The sequence below is a fragment of the uncultured Hyphomicrobium sp. genome (genome assembly GCF_902826555.1).
Classification (GTDB): domain Bacteria; phylum Pseudomonadota; class Alphaproteobacteria; order Rhizobiales; family Hyphomicrobiaceae; genus Hyphomicrobium_C.
Window position 1 is genome coordinate 80,445 of the sequence record NZ_CADEFI010000005.1, and the last position, 16,949, is coordinate 97,393.

16 protein-coding genes are annotated in these 16,949 nt (G+C 64.7%); 4 read left to right on the plus strand and 12 right to left on the minus strand.

What is annotated here, in order from left to right; all coding sequences use genetic code 11:
• Positions 1–79: 79 nt before the first annotated feature.
• The 5 genes from QZV93_RS04350 to QZV93_RS04370 all read right to left on the minus strand — a co-directional run bounded on the left by QZV93_RS04350 (position 80) and on the right by QZV93_RS04370 (position 5,076).
• Positions 80–697, minus strand: a complete 618-nt coding sequence (locus tag QZV93_RS04350) for a DNA-3-methyladenine glycosylase I (RefSeq protein ID WP_295556286.1) — start codon at positions 695–697, stop codon at positions 80–82.
• The gene (locus tag QZV93_RS04355) at positions 694–1,590 is read right to left on the minus strand and encodes a folate-binding protein (protein WP_295556288.1); all 897 of its coding nucleotides are present in this window, start codon (positions 1,588–1,590) and stop codon (positions 694–696) included. The genes QZV93_RS04350 and QZV93_RS04355 overlap by 4 nt, the downstream gene beginning before the upstream one ends.
• 75 nt (positions 1,591–1,665) lie before the next feature.
• On the minus strand, positions 1,666–3,195 hold the full coding sequence (locus QZV93_RS04360; RefSeq protein ID WP_295556290.1) for an amidohydrolase family protein: 1,530 nt from the start codon (positions 3,193–3,195) through the stop codon (positions 1,666–1,668).
• A gap of 234 nt (positions 3,196–3,429) precedes the next feature.
• Positions 3,430–4,272: a L,D-transpeptidase gene (locus QZV93_RS04365; protein WP_295556292.1), complete on the minus strand. Its 843-nt coding sequence runs from the start codon at positions 4,270–4,272 to the stop codon at positions 3,430–3,432.
• A 195-nt stretch (positions 4,273–4,467) separates the two neighbouring features.
• Positions 4,468–5,076 carry a hypothetical protein gene (locus QZV93_RS04370; protein ID WP_295556294.1) on the minus strand — a complete coding sequence of 203 codons (609 nt, stop codon included), beginning with the start codon at positions 5,074–5,076 and terminating at the stop codon, positions 4,468–4,470.
• Positions 5,077–5,265: 189 nt separating this feature from the next.
• Between QZV93_RS04370 and QZV93_RS04375 the strand changes: the two genes are divergently transcribed.
• On the plus strand, positions 5,266–5,925 hold the full coding sequence (locus tag QZV93_RS04375; protein WP_295556295.1) for a LysE family transporter: 660 nt from the start codon (positions 5,266–5,268) through the stop codon (positions 5,923–5,925).
• Between the two features lie 93 nt (positions 5,926–6,018).
• On the opposite strand, the gene QZV93_RS04380 is transcribed toward QZV93_RS04375, so the two are convergent.
• Positions 6,019–6,267: a hypothetical protein gene (locus QZV93_RS04380; protein ID WP_295556297.1), complete on the minus strand. Its 249-nt coding sequence runs from the start codon at positions 6,265–6,267 to the stop codon at positions 6,019–6,021.
• A 204-nt stretch (positions 6,268–6,471) separates the two neighbouring features.
• On the minus strand, positions 6,472–6,903 hold the full coding sequence (locus QZV93_RS04385) for a TIGR02301 family protein (protein ID WP_295556299.1): 432 nt from the start codon (positions 6,901–6,903) through the stop codon (positions 6,472–6,474).
• Between the two features lie 236 nt (positions 6,904–7,139).
• Here QZV93_RS04385 and QZV93_RS04390 point away from each other — a divergent pair, with 236 nt between their 5' ends.
• Positions 7,140–8,837 (plus strand): hypothetical protein, encoded by a 1,698-nt coding sequence (locus QZV93_RS04390; protein WP_295556300.1) that lies wholly within the window; start codon positions 7,140–7,142, stop codon positions 8,835–8,837.
• A 20-nt stretch (positions 8,838–8,857) separates the two neighbouring features.
• Here QZV93_RS04390 and QZV93_RS04395 read toward each other — a convergent pair whose 3' ends face one another.
• Positions 8,858–9,310, minus strand: coding sequence for a YaiI/YqxD family protein (locus QZV93_RS04395; protein ID WP_295556302.1), 453 nt, complete (start codon positions 9,308–9,310; stop codon positions 8,858–8,860).
• A 76-nt stretch (positions 9,311–9,386) separates the two neighbouring features.
• Between QZV93_RS04395 and QZV93_RS04400 the strand changes: the two genes are divergently transcribed.
• Positions 9,387–10,028: a TetR/AcrR family transcriptional regulator gene (locus QZV93_RS04400; RefSeq protein WP_295556303.1), complete on the plus strand. Its 642-nt coding sequence runs from the start codon at positions 9,387–9,389 to the stop codon at positions 10,026–10,028.
• Between the two features lie 2 nt (positions 10,029–10,030).
• On the opposite strand, the gene aspS is transcribed toward QZV93_RS04400, so the two are convergent.
• Positions 10,031–11,893, minus strand: coding sequence for an aspartate--tRNA ligase (gene aspS, locus QZV93_RS04405; RefSeq protein ID WP_295556305.1), 1,863 nt, complete (start codon positions 11,891–11,893; stop codon positions 10,031–10,033).
• A 181-nt stretch (positions 11,894–12,074) separates the two neighbouring features.
• Positions 12,075–12,608 carry a hypothetical protein gene (locus QZV93_RS04410; protein WP_295556307.1) on the minus strand — a complete coding sequence of 178 codons (534 nt, stop codon included), beginning with the start codon at positions 12,606–12,608 and terminating at the stop codon, positions 12,075–12,077.
• Positions 12,609–13,059: 451 nt separating this feature from the next.
• Between QZV93_RS04410 and rnd the strand changes: the two genes are divergently transcribed.
• Positions 13,060–14,217: a ribonuclease D gene (gene rnd, locus QZV93_RS04415; protein ID WP_295556309.1), complete on the plus strand. Its 1,158-nt coding sequence runs from the start codon at positions 13,060–13,062 to the stop codon at positions 14,215–14,217.
• A gap of 71 nt (positions 14,218–14,288) precedes the next feature.
• Here the strand turns inward: rnd and QZV93_RS04420 are convergent, their stop codons facing one another.
• Positions 14,289–15,185 (minus strand): DnaJ C-terminal domain-containing protein, encoded by an 897-nt coding sequence (locus QZV93_RS04420; RefSeq protein ID WP_295556311.1) that lies wholly within the window; start codon positions 15,183–15,185, stop codon positions 14,289–14,291.
• A gap of 127 nt (positions 15,186–15,312) precedes the next feature.
• Complete coding sequence (locus QZV93_RS04425; RefSeq protein ID WP_295556313.1) at positions 15,313–16,848, minus strand: Ppx/GppA phosphatase family protein; 1,536 nt, start codon at positions 16,846–16,848, stop codon at positions 15,313–15,315.
• Positions 16,849–16,949: the final 101 nt, after the last annotated feature.

Genomic DNA, 16,949 nt, shown 5'->3' on the forward strand with positions numbered 1-16,949 from the left:
GCGACGCCCTGACAGCATCCGCTGCCACGCGCGCGCTTCGGCTTTGCCATTGGAGGTATCGATCGGCTCGCCCATGGCATCAGACCAGCGGCGGCACGAACGTGCGCTGCAGCTTCGCGCACGCGGCGTGACGAGGACAGCCGACAAGGTGATCGTTGACCATGCCCGTCGCCTGCATGAAGGCATAGACCGTGGTCGGCCCCACGAAACGGAAGCCCTCCTTCTTGAGCGCCTTGGAGAGGCCGAGCGAGACGTCCGTCGTGGCAGGCACGTCGCCAAAACTCTCGGCCCTGTTGATCGTCGGTTTGCCGCCCGCGTGCTGCCACAGGAACGAACCTAGCGTCTGCCGCTTCCGAAGCGCGAGATACGCCTTTGCGTTGTCGATCGTCGCCTCGACCTTGAGCCGGTTGCGCACGATCCCCGCGTCCGCCATCAGCCTCGCCACGTCCTTCTGCGTGTAGCGCGCGATACGGGCGGGATCGAAATCGTGAAACGCCCGCCGGAACGCCTCGCGCTTCCTGAGGATGGTGATCCACGACAGCCCCGCCTGGAAGCCTTCGAGCATAAGTTTCTCGAACAGGAGGTGCTCATCGGCATGCGGCACACCCCACTCCTCGTCGTGGTAGCGCGCATAAAGAGGATCTTCGATGCCCGCCCAGGGACATCGCACGAGCTTCTCGGACTTGGACGATGTCATGCCGGAGCCCCAATCTCGAAAGTTGCGAACGGCGGCGCCTCGACGGAGAGCGCTACGCCATCGGCCGTCACCGGCACGCCGGCCTGCTGCGCTTCGAAGACCCGGTCGAGCCGCAAGAGGGCAAGCCCCCGCGCACCGGCGACCGAACCCAGCCGGCCGATCTCCACCGCGCCGGCCAGCACCGGCTGCGGTCCGGCGGGCAAGGGAACCTCGGCCACCACCGGAACGACGCGCTTGCGCACCGTCGCCCGGTGCTGCATGCGCGACACCACCTCCTGGCCCACGAAGCAACCCTTCGTGAAGGACACTCCGTTGAGCTGATCGAGCAGCGCCTCGTGCGGGAACGTGTCGCCGAGCACGAAGTCTCGCCCGCTTTCCGGCACGCCGAGCCCGACGCGATAGGCATGGTAGGCCTCGGCAGGGACTAGCCCGGCCTTGGTCTGAGCGACCACATCGCCCGCCTGATCCTTCGCGGCAAGGATGCGGATGCCGAGCGGCGCGAAACGCGGATCGGCAAACGCGTGCGCGCCCACAGCCTCCCCGAACGAGACCGCCGATGCGCCCCACAAAGCCGCAACCGAATAATCCTCCGATACGTCGCGGATTTCGACCGACGCGCGGAGCTTGTACATGGAGAGCCGCTTCACGAGCCCTTCCGCCTTCTCGCGAGCCGTCTCGAGCAGAAAGCCTTCGGCCGTGCGCACGACGAAGAAGTCGAACAGCACCTTGCCCTGCGGCGAAAGCAGTGCCGCGTAGAGGGCGGGCGTTTCGGCGAGCCGGGCCATATCGTTGGTGATCAGCCCGCCAAGCAGCTTCTCGGCGTCCGCGCCCACAACGGCCACGGCACCCCGATCGTCGAGTATCGCCACGTGAGGTGCTGTTGCGGCCGTCATTCCCATGGCACTCGGATACGAAAAGCCGCAACCTTTGGACTATCGTGCTGCCGGGCAAAGGCCTGCGTCGAAAACCTAACGCCCGCGGCGCCCGCCGGCCGCCCGCTTCTTGGCAGTCTCCTTCTCGCCAGTCCCGGCCGCGGCCGGCGCCAGCTGCGCCACCGGCTTGGCCTTGCCTGGAAGCTTGGCCGCGATCGGCTTCTGGCAGGCCCATTCCGCCACCGCGTCGATATCGTAGAACCGCGTGCTCTCCATCAGCATCCGGCACTCGGTCCAGATGTCGCCGTCCACCATCGGCATGAAGAGATCGTGCACGTTGTCGACGCCAAGATAGCAGCGCACGCCAGCCTCCCGGAGCTTTACGTAGGGGGCGATCGAGTTGTGCAACGGCGCCGTCATCGGCAGCTGCTTCATGCTGAGCGCGGCCGACGGACAGATGATGATGCCCATGTCGGCTTCGCGGACCTTCTCGATGATGCGGTCCTGCTCCCGATCGTCCTTGGCCGAGAGCGAGATCGCATGCACGCCGAACACGCGCCCCTGCATGCCGTGCTCGATCGTTTTCTCGGCCAAGAGCTCCGTCTCGTTCTCGAGCGGATTGTTCTCCTGGTCGATATGCACGTCCACCGGCTTGCCGAGCTTCTTGGCCAGCGAGAGAATGACGTCGAGATGCTTTTCGGGCTTCGGCCGGTCGCGCGAGGGAAGGCCGCCGCAATAGTCGGCAAGTTCGCAGGCCTCGGCGTACTGGGCGAAGGATGCGGGGTCGAGCACGCCCTGCAGCGGCTGCACGCCGACCTCGAACAGGATGCGATCCGCATAGCGCCTCTTCACCTCCAGCGCCGCCTTGATCGGCAGGAGACCGACTGTGCTGTCGGCATCCACCATCGTCCGGCAGTAGGTCGCCCCCTGCTGGATCATGGTTTCGAGGCCGCGGCTGATCCGCTCGACGAGATCGTCGTGCGTATAGTTCTCCTTGAGGTAGCGATAGAGCTCCCACTTTTTCTGCATGTCGACCTGGCTCAAGCGCAGGTTCTCATGCGTGATCAGATAGGCCTTGTCGAAGTGCGCATGATGATTGGCGAGGCCGCCGTGACGCTCGGCAGCCGCCAGGAACCGCAGCCGCAGATTCCACGGCTCGCTGTCGTCCGCAAGCCGGTAGCGATAGGTGCCGCGCTCCGCATCGATGATGATCTGCTCGAGTGTGGCGATGCCGACGTCGGCGTCCGTGATCAACGGAATGCCGTTCTCGATCGAAAGCTTGCGGATGAGCTTCGCATCCGAGCCTTCGTCGTAATCCTCGTCGCCGGTCAAGACGTTGATGACGAGATCGAAGCGGTTGGCCTTGAGGAACGAAAGAATGTTGGGCGAGCGCCCGTCGGTGATCTTGTGGATCTCGGTGCTGTTGATGCCGTGCTGAGCGAAGAAGCGGTAGGTCCCGGGCGTCGCGTAGAGTTCGACGTCGAGTGTGAGAATGCGCCGGATGGCGGGAAGCATGCGCTTCTTGTCTTCGGGGCGGCCCGCGCTGATCAACAGGCTCTTGCGGCGCTGGCGACCGAGGAGCTTCAGGTTGAAGGCCAGAAGCTCGAGTGAGATGGCGTTGCTCATATCCTGACCTCGTTTGCTCCGATAAGCGCACTTTGCGCGTCTTAACCTCGCGGGACAGGCCCGCGTGGTGGTCAGAATCGCATCCTATTCGAGTTGGCGCCTCGGCACCACCGGATTGCGCCGCTCATCCACGGGCGCACGCCGGAACCCGTGCCGAGTGCCGTCTATACGCGACACTAGGCGCCCGAGAAATGCCCCCGGCGCGCCTCAAACGTCGCAGCCAAGCCCACCTTGCTAGATGCCCTGGCTCGTTCCTGACGGCTGCTCAGCCGGCGGAGCGGCCTGCCCGGATGGCGGCGATGCGGCCTCTGGAGCCTGAGGTTGCGCCGGCTGTGCGGCCGGAGCGTCCGGCTGAGCGGGAGCGGCCTGCTGCTTGACCTCTTGCGCGCCGCCGCCAGGGGGCATGATCACGCCCGATTTCGGCAACCGCCGCATGACGTAGACGACCGTCCCGGCATTGATGTGCTCGGCCAGATGCACAACGTGAGCGTTATGCATACGGAAGCAGCCCGACGACGATGCCGATCCGATGGAGCCCGCGTCGTTCGTGCCGTGAATGCGATAGAGCGTGCTGCCGAGATAGATCGCCTTGGCTCCGAGCGGATTGTTGAGACCGCCCGTCATGCGCAGCGGCAGGCCGCGCTTGCGCTGGTGCATCTCCTTGGGCGGGATCCAGTCCGGCCAATCCTCGATCCGCGAAACCTGCTCGACGCCGCTCCAAGCGAAACCCTGCTTGCCGACAGCGATCGGGTACATATAGGCGCTGCCGTTCGACAGCGTGTAGTAAAGCTTGCGCCCCGCCGTATCGATCACGATTGAGCCCTGCCGGAAGCCATTCTGGAAGGCCACGGTCTGCGGCGTCTTGGGCGAGATCGAGGGCCGCGCGCCGCCCGACGCCAGATCCACAGGCTTGGCGATTGCCGGACCCGCGCCGAGATACGAGGGCTTTGCCGAGCGCTCAGGTGCCTCACCCCAACTGCCGAACTGAGAGAGCCCCTGTGCCGACGCATCCGAGCCAGCGCCGAAACCCACGAACGCAGCGCTGAAAGCGAGCGCGCAAAACCTGAAACGCAACATGCCACCAACCTTCTGAAAACCTTGAAACCTATGCCTCACCGCAAAGCGGGAGCCATGCACATGGGCGCACTATACTCATCCTTCCAGTCCCGTACAGCAGTCGCGCCGAACATATTGAAAGGCATGGTTCTTCATCAGGCAACGTAGCCAAGCGCCGCGGCGGCATCCCCGCGCCCAGCCGCCAGAGCCCGCGCATCAATCGTATTTCCGGAACGTGTGCCACGTCCCGTCGGCGCCGATCGCGAGCCGCCACCAGGGCCATTTTTTTGCGGTCTTCGCCGCTTTTGCGGCCTCCGCCGGCAGCAGGCGATAGAGGTCGACCTCCTCCCCAGGCATCAAGCTGCCGGGCGGCAATTCCGCGAGATAAGGCCACACGTAGACCGTGGTGTTTTCCGGATCATTGCCGATCGCGAGCCGCGCCGGCGGCAGCGCCAGAACATTGGCGAGGACAGCCAGCACTTCGCGGCCCTCCCCGTCGGTAGAAATCCGCTTCCAGTAACCGATCGGATCGTCGTTCGCCGCCGGGCCGAAATCGGGCTTGATCTCGTTCCACTCGATGGCGCCCTTGAGCTCCGCCACGTCGCCGGCATGAACCGCGGCGAGAATCTGCTCGCGCATGTCGATGACGCTTTGCGGCAGCGCGCCGTGATAGGCCCGTTCCTGGGGCTGCACGCGATCGGGAGTGGCCTTATCCCCGGCCACGGCCTGAAAGCCCGGCCAATCGCCATAGACAAGAAAGACCACCGCCGTTACCAATAGAACCGTGCCGAGGCCGACTGTGCCCATCGGCCGCCGAGCGCGCATGGTGAGGGTCCGTTTCCGCTCCGCGCATTTTGAGCCGCGAGCGCGCCGCTTCCCATCGGTAGCGAGTGAAAGCACCCTTTGTCCGTATCCCATGAATCTCGCTGATCCTTCTTCGAACCCGGTGTGGCCAGGCCCCATTCGAGGTGCAATGCCGCAGTTTCCTAAAGCGCGGTCGCCGCGGTGGCGCGCATGCAGCTAGTTCCCAACCTGCTCATCATTCCCGTTGGAATTCTGATCGGAATTCTTGTCGCGGCTCCGGTTGGCCCCGTCAATGTGCTGTGCATCCAGCGAGCGATCGAGCGCGGCTTCTGGGGCGGCCTCGCCGCAGGCATCGGCGCCATGCTCGGCGACGGCTTCATCGCCCTCTTCGCGAGTCTCGGTGTCGGCGCCATTTCGGGTGCCATCGAATACCATCGCCAAGCCATCCAGATCGTCGGCGGTCTGGCTCTGATCGCGTTCGGCGTCAGAATGTATGTCGCGCCCCCGCGGCTTGCGAACATTGAGGCCGAGACGGCGGACGGAGCCTCCTTGCGCGACTATGCTTGGGACATTCCGAAAACGTTCTTCCTCACCATCACCAATCCCGGCGCCGTGCTCGGCTTGTTTGCCATTTTTGGCGGCGTCTCGACGTTCGTCGAGGTGCACAGCTATGTCGACGCGCTGACGATGGTGGCGTCGATCATGGGCGGCAGCTTCCTGTGGTGGCTCGGCCTGTCACACCTGATCGGCCGCCTGCGCCATCGCTTCAGCGCTGCGCACCTAGCCTACACGAACCGCATCGCGGGTGTGCTGCTGATCGGGTTCGGCGCGCTGCTGGTCGGCGAGATGATGCTGAAAATGCTCGACTGAGCGCCCGCCCGAGGCGCGGGCCCGGGTCGCATGACGACACCTCAGTTTCGAGCATTGATTGGCGAACGCCTCCTGGGCGCTCAACTTCAAGGACTACTGAACGTTGCGGTCCAGCGTGAACTCACCCATTTCGATCCGGCGCTCGAGGCCGCCCGCGAGCTTCTTGACGGCGTCCTCGCCGTAAAGCGACACCAGATCCGTCAGCGCCGTAAACAGAGCCGCATAAGCCATCTGCTCCGGCGCCACGCCACTCTCGGCACCCTCGTCCCAAGCCGCAAGTATGAGGCTCAGTGCCCGAAAACTGAGATCCTCGGACGTGTTCAGATCGAATTGCGTGTCCATCTCGGTCCTTCCCCCAGGAAGCCAAATTGAAATCGCTGGCGAAACCCCCGCGCCCGACGACTCTCAAGCCTTGAGACGCTACACCTAACACGTGCGTCCCGCTCGACTAGATGCTGCGGCAATTCACAGTAAACTGCTGGCTACTGGGCGTACCGACCGGCAGACGGCCGACCATTCGAGGATCCGGCCGACTTCCATTCAGATTCAGGGCGATCGCGCAGCCAGGCCGTCACCGATCTGGATGCCCTCGGCAAGAAAACGCTCGATGGAGGATTGGGCCGTCGGCGTGCACGTGACGTAGGTGCGCCGGTAGCTGCGGTAGCCCTGATTGAAGCTGCGCGTCAGTCGCGCGCGGCGAATCGCCGTGCCGCCTTCGGTGTCCAAAAGCTCTTTCATTTTCTCGCGCCAGAGCTGCCCGTCGTTGGCGCTGCAGAGTTCGCGCAGGTAGTGGACCGCACCCAGGATCTCCGCCAGCCGCATCAGCTTGTCGTCATAGGGCTTGGCATCCCCAGGCGCCGCCAGCACCGGCGAAAAGCCGCCCGACTGCAGCATTAGGCAGACGACCGCCAGCACCCCTGCGCCCGAGGCACGACGCGCTGTCCTGCTGGGGCGGCGGCGAGCGTTGGGCTCGGACATCGGCCTTTCTCCTGGTTCGACTGCCTTCTTGCGCCGGAATCCGACCTCGTCAAGGCGAACCGGCAGGGCAAGTCACCCCGGGAACCCGAGACGAATCCTGCCGAGCGTTATTTACCAAATTCGCGAGCCTATGGCGCCGCCACTCGAACGCTGTAAGGTAGGAGGGTATGGTTTTCCGCCTGGGAGCCGGAAAAAGGGGACAAGAGCCCCGCCGCGTCGCGTAAGGGGAGTAAGGGATGGGGTATCGTGGCGACGATCTGGACCTGAGGACGCCTCAGGCTACTCCGGGGGATTTCGCCGTTTCCCAGCAGTCGGAGCCGTTTGTCACATCGTCGCGCGCCCGCGCCAGTGCCTCGCGCGCCGCTCCCATCTGGGTCGACGAGACGCTGCTCGACTGCTGCAACCACGCCTATGACGTCGCCTCTGCCCACCGCGCCGACGAGGTGCGTCTCGAGCATTTGATCTATGCCCTGACCCGCATCGACGAGGCGGCTGACGCGCTCGAGCACCGTGGCGTCCGCATCGCGAGCCTGCGCCGGGAAGCCGCCACCGTGATCGCGACGGAGATCCCGGCCGCTCACGGCAACGGCAAGACCAATCCGCGCCGCGCCGAAGCTGTTGAGGATGCCCTGCGTCTGGCGGCAGCCCACGCAGACCGGCGTCAGGCGCCCGCCGGAGTTCCGGACCTCGTCTACGTCCTCCTCGACAGCGGCATCGAGTTTACGACCCTGCTCAGGGGACTGCCCGCAACCGCCCGGCCGGTCGAGTCAGGGCCGGACGGCGATGGCTTCCGCGAGCGTCCCCGCAATGGGCCGTCCGCAAACCAGTCCACCCGCGGCGTCGCCGCCGACTTCACCGTCACCACCCAGCATTCGCGGATCGACGCCATCGAGCACTCGCTCCGCGCCCTCACCATCGAACTTGCGAACGAGAGAAAGATCTTATCGGGAGTGCTGCAAGACCTGCAGCGAGAGCTCATGGCACAACGCGAAGACACGACCCGCCTCGGCGGCATCGCTCAAGAGAGAACCGTGTTCGGAGATCGTCTGCACAGTCTGGAGCAGGCTTTTCTCGCGGGCCGCAGCCCAGGTTTGGACTCGGGCGTCCTTCAGGATCGCCTCGGGCTTCTCGAGCGGGCCTTGCAAGGGGAGATCTCCGTCACCCGCGCCGCCGTCGAGGCCCTGGCCGAAAAGCCGGCCGTAGACATCGGCCCGCTTCTCATTCGCCTAGAAACGATCGAGGCGGCAGCGAGCGCCGAGCGCGAAACCGGCCGGGCAGCCGTCCAGGCTCTCTCGGACGGCATCAAATCCATCGGCGCCGCGGTCGAGCAGCAGCCGGCTCTCGTCTCCCAGCCCATCGTCGAGCACTTGAACGCGCTGACGGTGACGCGCGACGCCCAGCACGCGGCCGCGACCGACGCACAATCCGAGACCAACAGGCGCCTCGAGACGTTGGAGCAGGCATTCAACGCCTTCGTGACGCGCGCCGAGAGTGCGTCCGCGTCCGCAGCGCAGGAACGCGCCGAACTGCGCGATCTTTTGGAGCGCCTGACCGAGCGCAACCAGGACGGCTTCGCAACGCTGGGCGAGAACATCACCCAGGATCTGAGCGAGGTGCACGACGGCCTGACCCGCGTGCATTCCGACCACACCGCACTCGCGACGACGCTCGACCGCGAGGCCGAGGGTGCCACCGCTGCGTTTGCCACGCTCACGACCCGCATCGAGACACTCGAGAAAGCGGCCGGCAGACCGATCGAGATGCTGGAGTCGCTGTCGGCCACGGTCGACAAGATGCACAGGGTCACCGTCGAGAAATACTATCGCCGCAACCGCTTCTGGTACTGGCTCTTCGGCACCGACGATTGGTTGGCCGCGAGCTGGCCGTCGCAATCGGCCCGCATTACCGAGGAGCTGCGCGCCATCAAGCGCTAGGATTGCAACGGGCCTACTGCCTACTGCCCCCGCTTCGCCTTCTGCACGGCCAGTTCCAGCGCCTCGAGGAAGCGCGAGCGATCCTGCCGGGTGAACGACGCGTTGAAGCCGCGGCTCTCTCCCGTCTCGCGCAGGTGCTGATTGAGCTCGCGCATCGCCAGCGCCATGCCGATGCTCGCATCCGTAAACGGCTTGCCCTGGGGCCCGATGGCCTGCGCGCCGGCTTTGATGCACCGTGCCGCAAGCGGAATGTCGGCCGTCACCGCGATGTCCCCCTTGCCGATCCGCTCCGCAATCCAATCGTCGGCGGCGTCGGGGCCTTCCGCAACGACCACACGCTCGACCAGCAGGCCCTCCGGCAGCCGCATCCAGGTATTCGACACATAGACGATCTTGAGGCCATGCCGGTCCGCAACCCGCAACGCCTCCTCCTTCACCGGACAGGCATCGGCATCGACATAAATGACTGTCACCTTCTCAACCCCCTGGTCTCGGCCGCCTGCCTGTTGCCCGCTGCCCGCAGCGTCCGAATAAGCTACACTGCCCTGCATGACCTGGCACAAGGACCGCGGCCCCGGCGCACGCCGCGGCTACCATCATGGAAACCTGCGTGAGGCCCTGATCGAGGCCGCGCTGAACCTCATTCGCGAGAAGGGGCCGGGCGGCTTCACTTTTGCCGAGGCCGCACGCGCTGCAGGCGTATCGCCGGCCGCACCTTATCGCCATTTCCGCGATCGCGACGCCTTGATCGCCGACGTCGCCAAGCGCGGCTTCGAGGCCTTTACGCGCGCGCTCGCCCTCGCCTGGGACAGCGGACGACCGACACCGCTCAAGGCCTTCAACAGGCTCGGCGGCGCCTATCTCGCTTTCGCCAGCCAGGAACCCGCCTACTTCTCCGCCATGTTCGAATCCGGTTTGTCCCTCTCCGACTATCCCGAGGTGCAGGCCGAAGGCGACCGCGCGTTCGGCGTCCTGCGCGAAGCCTGCGAGGCGATCATCGCCACGTTACCCAAGGACCGCCGCCCGCCGCCGCTGATGATGGCGCTGCATATCTGGTCGCTCTCGCACGGCATGGCCGCGCTCTTCGCCCGCGGCGACCAGGCCCGCCGCCCGATCCCGATGCGTGCGGAGGAGCTGCTCGAAGCCGCCGTGCTGATCTACCTCGACGGCCTCGGCATCGGCGGCCGCTGATTTTACTTCTTCTCCGGCGCCACGACGCGGATGGAGAGCTCGCGCAGCTGCTTCGGAGACACCTCGCTCGGCGCACCCATGAGCAGATCGTTGGCCTGCTGGTTCATCGGGAACAGCGCCACGTCGCGCACCGTGGTGCAGCCCGTGAGCAGCATCACCATGCGCTCGATACCGGCCGCCATGCCGCCATGCGGCGGGGCGCCATACTGGAACGCGCGGTACATGCCGCCGAAGCGCGCCTCGACCTCGGCGCGGCCGAGCCCGGTGATCTCGAACGCCTTCACCATCGTCTCGGGGCTGTGGTTGCGCACCGAGCCGGACGCGATCTCGTAGCCGTTGCAGACGATGTCGTACTGGTTGGCCTTGAGGGCGAGCAGCGCCTCGCGCCCCTCCTTTTCGGCCGCCTCGAGCGCCTCGCGGCCGCCTTTCGGCATGGAGAACGGATTGTGCGAGAAATCGATCTTCTTCTCGTCCTCGTTCCACTCGTAGAACGGGAAGTCGACGATCCACGCAAACGCGAAGCGGCCCTGATCGACGAGCTTGAGCTCGCGCCCGACCTCGTCGCGGGCAAGACCCGCGAACTTGTAGAAGCGTGCCGGATCGCCCGCCGTGAAGAAGCACGCGTCGCCCGTCTTGAGCCCCATCTGCGCCTGGATAGCCGCGGCCCGCTCGGCGCCGATGTTCTTGGCGATCGGCCCGGCGCCCGCCGCGCCCTCGTCCTCGCGCCAGAAAATGTAGCCGAGACCCGGCTGGCCTTCCTTCTGCGCCCAGGCGTTCATGCGATCGCAGAACGCACGGCTCCCGCCGGCCGGTGCGGGGATCGCCCACACCCGCACTTTCGGGTCCTTCTCGATCATGCCCGCGAAGACCTTGAAACCCGAGCCGCGGAAATGCTCCGTCACGTCGGCCATCTCGATCGGGTTTCTGAGATCCGGCTTGTCGCTGCCGTACTTCGCGATCGCCGTGTCATAGGGAATGCGCGCCCAACCGCGGTCGACCGCTTTGCCGTCCGCGAACTCCTCGTAGAGATCCGTGAGGATCGGCTCCATGGTCCGGAAGATGTCTTCCTGCTCGACGAAGCTCATTTCGAGGTCGAGCTGGTAGAATTCGCCGGGCAGCCGGTCCGCGCGCGGATCTTCGTCGCGGAAGCACGGTGCGATCTGGAAATACCGGTCGAAGCCGGAGACCATCAGCAGCTGCTTGTACTGCTGCGGCGCCTGCGGAAGCGCGTAGAACTTCCCGGCATGGATGCGCGACGGAACGAGGAAGTCGCGCGCGCCTTCGGGCGACGAGGCCGTCAGGATGGGCGTCGGAAACTCGTTGAAGCCCGCGTCGTGCATCCGCTGCCGGATCGAGCGCGTGATCGCGAGCCGCTTCATGATAATGGCGTGCAGCGTCTCGCGACGCAGGTCGAGGAAGCGATAAGTGAGCCGCAGGTCCTCGGGATAGTCCGGCTCGCCGAACACCGGCACCGGAAGCTCCTTGGCCTCCGAGAGCACCTCGATCTCGGTCGCATAGACCTCGACCTCACCCGTCGGCAGCTCGGCATTGGTCGTGCCGTCCGGACGCTTGCGCACGAGGCCGTCGACACGGATCACCCATTCCGAACGAACGGCTTCCGCGCCCTTGAAGGCCGCACTGTCCGGGTCGGCCACGACCTGGGTCAACCCGTAATGGTCCCGAAGATCGATGAACAGCACGCCGCCATGGTCGCGGACGCGATGCACCCAGCCCGAAAGACGCGCCGAGGTACCGATATCCGAGCTTCTGAGCGCCCCGCAGGTGTGCGAGCGATAGCGATGTAGCTTGCCGCCGCCCGCACCCGCCTGGCTTTCACCTGCCGCTGCTTTCTTACCCGCTGCCATGTGCCGAGAGTTCCGCCTGAGACCGCTTTGAAGTGGCGGAAAAGCGCATGCCGCCCCCCCAAAGTCAAGCTTTGGAGGCCACCGGCCAGAGGCGGATTGAACAGCGTTGATTGTGAGCCGCCTTTGGCCCGTCGCACGGCTGCCGGAGCAATCCCGCGCAATCTCCTGAAACCGGAGATGATCAGCCCATGGCCAACATCGCGAACCAAACCATCAAGGACGCGGCGAACAGGCCGACACTTAGCTTGAGCTTCCAGGACACGTCCCGGAAATCCCTTTCAAGCGTGCCGAGTTCGGTCAAACGACGGCTGACCGCTTCAAAATTCTGAAAAGCGTGATAATCGCCCTTTGAATTTCCGTCGATTGTATCAAACCGGGATTTCAAATAGTCAAATCGGCGCGACAATTCCTCGACCTTGGCTGTGCGTGTTTTATGCTCGCGATCGAGAAATTCCGAAAACCAATACCCGCGCGAGGCCTCGTCTCGAAGTTCGGCAATATCGCCCTTCATGAGTTCCAGATCGCGCCCCAGAGACTTCATCTCGAGACTCATCTGGTCGAGCTTGACGGCTGTCTCGGCGACGAATGCATCGCGCGCGATAAGCTGCACGGCGGCACCGCTGGCCGCCCTCTCGAAGGCTTGCCCTTCAAAGAGATAGCGTTGGATCGCGGAAGGTCGGGTACCGACCGGCCTATTCCTGCCCAGCTCTTGCACAACAAACTCCTACGCCACGCGACAACGATCGCAGCACTCGCAAAAGACCGCGCACGCACAAATCGCAAGCGCGCCTTTCTTTGGACTTTGGAGCTTCGCGAAATCGACCGCCGACAAATCGGGCCGGAATTGACGTTAAAATTAGCGCCAAATTCCAGATAACTTCGCCTCTTGCGAAGAACGCTCGAAATCAACCCGCATCTTGCAGATTTTATACATCAGACGCGATTTCTTGACCAGACGTTGGTCGCGCGGAATTTACGGTTTTGAAGAATTTTTATTGGGACAAAGCCACGGCATCCGACGCTCAGCGCACCGCGCAACAAGCGATCGGATCCGCGCCGCCAAGCGCGTTGCCCGCGGCATGTCTGCGCCCCCAAGCGAAGAAAATGCATTCTCCACCGAACGAACTAGCGACAGTGGCACCGACCGTGTCTATAACCGTCGCGCAATGCGTGTAATTTCCACCACTTCTGCCCTTTCCGAAACCTGCTCCAGACTCGCGGCCGGCGAATACGTCGCCGTCGATACCGAGTTCATGCGCGAGCAAACGTTCTGGCCCGATCTCTGCCTGGTCCAGCTTGCGGGGCCGCAGGAGGAGGTGATCGTCGACCCGCTCGCTGCGGACATCGACTTGAAGCCCTTCTACGATCTGATGGCGGATCGACGCGTCGTGAAGGTGTTCCACGCCGCCCGCCAGGATATCGAGATCGTCTATTCGGAAGCCGGCCTCATCCCCACGCCCATCTTCGACACCCAGATCGCCGCCATGGTCTGCGGCTTCGGCGAAAGCGTGAGCTACGTAAATCTCGTCAAGAAGGTCACCGGCCGCGATCTCGACAAGAGCTCGCGCTTCACGGATTGGAGCCGGCGGCCGCTCTCCGAAAAGCAGCTCACCTACGCCATCGGCGACGTCACGCACCTGCGGGACATCTACGTCCACCTCAAATCCGAGCTCGAGGTCACGAACCGGGAATCCTGGCTCGACGAGGAGATGGCTGAATTGACGGCCCCGTCCACATACGAGAGCCATCCCGAAAACGCGTGGCAGCGCCTCAAGATGCGGGTGAAGAACCGCAAGGCGCTCGCCGTCCTGATCGAGCTGGCCGCCTGGCGGGAGCGCCTCGCGCAGGCGCAAGACGTCCCGCGCGGACGCATCTTGAGGGACGAAGCGCTTTACGACATTGCCAACCAGCAGCCGACCAGCCCGGACAAGCTTTCGGAGCTGCGGACCTTGAGCGACGGCTTCGCGCGCTCGCAGCGGGCGCGCGAGATCGTGGAGGTCGTCCAGCGCGGCCTAGAGCGCGACCCCAAGACGCTCCCGCCGATCCCGCACAGCCAGCCCATGTCGGCGGAGGCGAACGCCACCATCGAGCTGTTGAGAGTGCTTCTCAAGGCATCGGCAGCCCGCCACCGCGTCGCGCCGCGCCTGATTGCCGATTCCGACGATCTCGAGCGCATCGCCAGCGAGGCCGATCCGGATGTCGCGGCGTTGAAGGGATGGCGGCGCCAGTTGTTCGGTGAGGACGCTCTGAAATTGAAGCGCGGCGAGCTGGCCCTGACCCTCGCCAAGGGCGAGGTCCTCGCCATCGGCCTCCCCGAACACTGACGCGGAGAACGGGCAGCAGACGCGGACAGCCTCGTTGCCCGCAACGGTTGCGGCCTGACCGTTGTGTCTATCTACTTCCGCGGATCGTATTTGTGCTTCTGCCGCCACTCGGACAGGAAGTACGACAGCCCCTCGTCGATCTCGTCCGGCAGCACGATCCGCACCGTCACCAGCTCGTCGCCGGTCGCCCCCGTCGTCGCATTGCGCACGCCCTTGCCCTTGAGGCGCAGCACCTGAGCTGAACTCGTGCCCTTGGGTATCGTGAGCTGAACCCGCCCGCCGACGGTCGGCACTTCGACCTTCCCGCCAAGCACGGCCTCGTCGATCGTGATCGGCACCTCGACCAGAATGTCGTCGCCTTGACGTCTGAAATCGCGGTGCCCGCGCACCCGGATTTCGACCAGCGCATCACCGGCTTCACCACCTGCGGCACCGGGTTCGCCTCTCCCGCGAAGCCGCAGCACCTGCCCGTCGGTGACACCTTCCGGAACGGTGAGGTCGAGAACGCCGTTGTCGGGCAGCGTCACCCGCTTTTTCGCGCCCTGCACGGCCTCGAGAAAGTCCACCTCGAGCGTGTAGCGCACATCGCGTCCCGGCACGGAGAAACCGCCCCGCGGACCGCCTCGCCCGCCACCCGAAAAGATATCCGAGAACATGTCGCCGAAATCTTCGAAGATCGGCCCGCCTCGACCGCGCGCACCGGCACCGGCTCCCGCGCCTTGAGGCCGCCAGGTCGAGCGCCGCGGCTCGCCCGACGCGTCGATCTCGCCGGTGTCGTATTGCCGCCGGCGTTCGGGATCGCCGACGATGTCGTGCGCGGCCGTCACCTTCTTGAAGCGCTCTTCTGCCACCTTCGACGGGTTGACGTCCGGGTGCAGCTCCTTGACGAGCTTGAGATAGGCCTTGCGGATCTGATCGTCCGTGGCGGTGTGCGTCACACCCAGGACTTGATAGGGATCGTCGGCCATAGTGGAGCTATATCCTGGAGCGCGTGAGACCGAGAAAGTTGATATTGGGACCGGCAGGACTTCGATAGATACGGGATATCGCCATCCCGAAGCCAGATCAAAACGCGTCGCGGAAGCCACACCCCCGTCAGGTCGAAAGCCGGATCTCCGGCTCGTGGGCAAGCAGCTCCGCCAGCACCGCGAAGCGGCGCCTCAATCGCTCCCCGTCGAGGGCGCTGTAAGCCTTGGGAATGCTGAGGACCAGCTTGGTTCCTTCATAGAAAAGTTTGGTTTCGTCGATAACGCCCGGCATACCGATCGAGAGCATATGGGCCGCCCGGATGGCCGCGCCGATGATTTTGGCGCGCTTTTGCGCCCGTTTGCTGACCACGAGCTTGAGACGGGCCGAAAAGTCGTCCGGTTTGCCCTCGTCCGCGCCCACATGGCGATAGTAGACGGCGAGCGCGAGAAAGATACGTCCTGAATGATCGATGCCGGACAGCCCCGCATGCGCAATCACATTAAGGCTCTGTTCGCCACGATAGTCGGGATGCGCCCGCCAGCCGATATCGGATAAGAGGCAGGCCGCGTGCCTGAGGCGCCGGTCCTCGTCCGTCTCCTTGGGTCCACCCTCCTCGAACAGCGCATCCGTCCACGTGCAAAGCTCTTGCGCATGGAGCAGGGAGCGCGATTTCTGGCGCGCATAGTCCTCGCAGAACGAGAGCAGCGGATCCCTTTCCTGTTCGTGCGGCGGCATCAGGCTGAACAGCAATCCCTCGCGGATGCCGAACACCGAGAACACGACCTCCGACGGCGCAAGCGCTTCGAGCAGGCGCTCGAGCACGAGCGCGCCGAACGGCACCACGTCGCGCCGCGCCCGCGCCACGTCGTCCATGCCCGGCAGCGCCGAGACCTTTTTGGCGCGCCGCACGAACTGACAGAACTCGATGGCCTCCCGCGTCGGGATCGCATAGCCGTGCATGACCCGCAGCGGATAGTTGGTCTGCTCCATGTGCAGCTTGGCAAGCGCCCGCCACGTACCGCCGACGGCGTAGAACGGCCGCCCCCGCCCGTTCGTGAGCCATTTGATCTGCGCGATCTGCTCGTCGACGACCGGCAAGGCGCGCTCGATCTTGTTTCCGGTCTGGTCGATGAGACGCAGGCCCCCGAGCGGCAACGTCGCCGCGTCGTTGAGCCGGTCTTTGTAGATGTCGATAACCTCGAGGCTGCCGCCGCCGAGATCGCCGGCAAGTCCGTCCGCACCCATGAAACCCATGCGGATTCCAAACGCGGCAAGCTGCGCCTCCTTGGCGCCGGAAAGCACCTCGATGGGCACGCCGACCACCGCCTGAGCCCGCTGGATGAAGCCTTGCCCGTCCACGGCATCCCGCACCGCGGCCGTTGCCAACACGCGCAGGTTCTTGACCTTGAGAACGCGCGCAATGGCGCGAAACCGGCGCAACGCCTCGAGGGCTCGCTCGACGCTTTCCTCGCCGAGATGCCCGGTGGACGCGATCGATTTGCCGAGCCCTGCCAGGACTTTTTCGTTGAAGAGCGGCAGCGCGGCCCGCACCGCACCCTCGTACACCACGAGCCGCACCGAGTTCGACCCGATGTCGATCACGCCGAGCGGCTCGAGCTCCGTTGCCTTACCGCGCCCGCTGAACACCTGCGTCAAGCTCACCGCGACCTGCCTGAAATGCGAGCGTATCCGATTGCAGAGGACGAACCGCAAATCGCGCTCTGAATCATGCGTTTAGAACGTTACTCACGCGACACCCTGAT

What these genes read in the sequence shown, in the direction of transcription:
- QZV93_RS04350 (WP_295556286.1), bottom strand. Translation starts at nt 697, where the DNA reads ATGACATCGTCCAAGTCCGAGAAGCTCGTGCGATGTCCCTGGGCGGGC.
- QZV93_RS04355 (WP_295556288.1), bottom strand. Translation starts at nt 1,590, where the DNA reads ATGACGGCCGCAACAGCACCTCACGTGGCGATACTCGACGATCGGGGT.
- QZV93_RS04360 (WP_295556290.1), bottom strand. Translation starts at nt 3,195, where the DNA reads ATGAGCAACGCCATCTCACTCGAGCTTCTGGCCTTCAACCTGAAGCTC.
- QZV93_RS04365 (WP_295556292.1), bottom strand. Translation starts at nt 4,272, where the DNA reads ATGTTGCGTTTCAGGTTTTGCGCGCTCGCTTTCAGCGCTGCGTTCGTG.
- QZV93_RS04370 (WP_295556294.1), bottom strand. Translation starts at nt 5,076, where the DNA reads ATGCGCGCTCGGCGGCCGATGGGCACAGTCGGCCTCGGCACGGTTCTA.
- QZV93_RS04375 (WP_295556295.1), top strand. Translation starts at nt 5,266, where the DNA reads ATGCAGCTAGTTCCCAACCTGCTCATCATTCCCGTTGGAATTCTGATC.
- QZV93_RS04380 (WP_295556297.1), bottom strand. Translation starts at nt 6,267, where the DNA reads ATGGACACGCAATTCGATCTGAACACGTCCGAGGATCTCAGTTTTCGG.
- QZV93_RS04385 (WP_295556299.1), bottom strand. Translation starts at nt 6,903, where the DNA reads ATGTCCGAGCCCAACGCTCGCCGCCGCCCCAGCAGGACAGCGCGTCGT.
- QZV93_RS04390 (WP_295556300.1), top strand. Translation starts at nt 7,140, where the DNA reads ATGGGGTATCGTGGCGACGATCTGGACCTGAGGACGCCTCAGGCTACT.
- QZV93_RS04400 (WP_295556303.1), top strand. Translation starts at nt 9,387, where the DNA reads ATGACCTGGCACAAGGACCGCGGCCCCGGCGCACGCCGCGGCTACCAT.
- aspS (WP_295556305.1), bottom strand. Translation starts at nt 11,893, where the DNA reads ATGGCAGCGGGTAAGAAAGCAGCGGCAGGTGAAAGCCAGGCGGGTGCG.
- rnd (WP_295556309.1), top strand. Translation starts at nt 13,060, where the DNA reads ATGCGTGTAATTTCCACCACTTCTGCCCTTTCCGAAACCTGCTCCAGA.
- QZV93_RS04420 (WP_295556311.1), bottom strand. Translation starts at nt 15,185, where the DNA reads ATGGCCGACGATCCCTATCAAGTCCTGGGTGTGACGCACACCGCCACG.